Origin of the sequence: Gluconobacter sp. P1D12_c (genome assembly GCF_018812105.1) — a bacterium.
GTDB classification, from domain to species: domain Bacteria; phylum Pseudomonadota; class Alphaproteobacteria; order Acetobacterales; family Acetobacteraceae; genus Gluconobacter; species Gluconobacter oxydans_A.
In genome coordinates this window covers 1-541 of sequence record NZ_JACSIQ010000264.1, presented here as the reverse complement: position 1 = coordinate 541, position 541 = coordinate 1, and the positions used below count along the sequence as shown (strand labels likewise).

The following is a 541-nucleotide window of genomic DNA, read 5'->3' as shown; positions in this document are numbered from 1 at the left end:
GTTCAATATAAAGGCTGTGCGATTGAAGGCACGTTATGAGACCAAGGCTATTCGTTATATGTTTGGGAATGGGGTCGAGGTTTATTGCGGTTGGGAAAAGCCTTACGATATCATGACTTGTTTGCATGACCATTATATTGACCATTCTTTTCCTGTGAAGGATGTGAAAAGTTATAGAGATTATTTGCGTTGTCTTCCTTCGCATTCTTCTTTGTTTTTGGATTACATAGAAAGCAGGGGATATGGTTTTTTAAGATTCAACGAATATTTGAACGATGACGAGGATGATTTTTGTTACGAGTGTGTTTTTGTTAATGACAATAAAGATGAGATACGCCTTTGGGTTAAAGATTTAGAAGAATGTGACAAGGATGGTTTGTATTCGAGTATCGATAATTTAGATTTGGAAAATTGTACGTCTGATGATTTTAAAAGAAGACTCTCAACGATTTGCGAGAWATTTTTTGGATCGTTGTCATGAGTTATCAATTCGCACATTTTGAGATGCTGAGTCGTAAAGTGCTTGTAAAGCCTTCCGACA

At 36.5% G+C, this 541-nt stretch carries 1 protein-coding gene; it reads left to right on the top strand.

The features are described from left to right. The coding region (locus tag KP705_RS16660; RefSeq protein ID WP_215765057.1) for a hypothetical protein at positions 1-481 on the top strand (481 nt) is incomplete at its 5' end. Between the last annotated feature and the right edge of the window lie 60 nt (positions 482-541).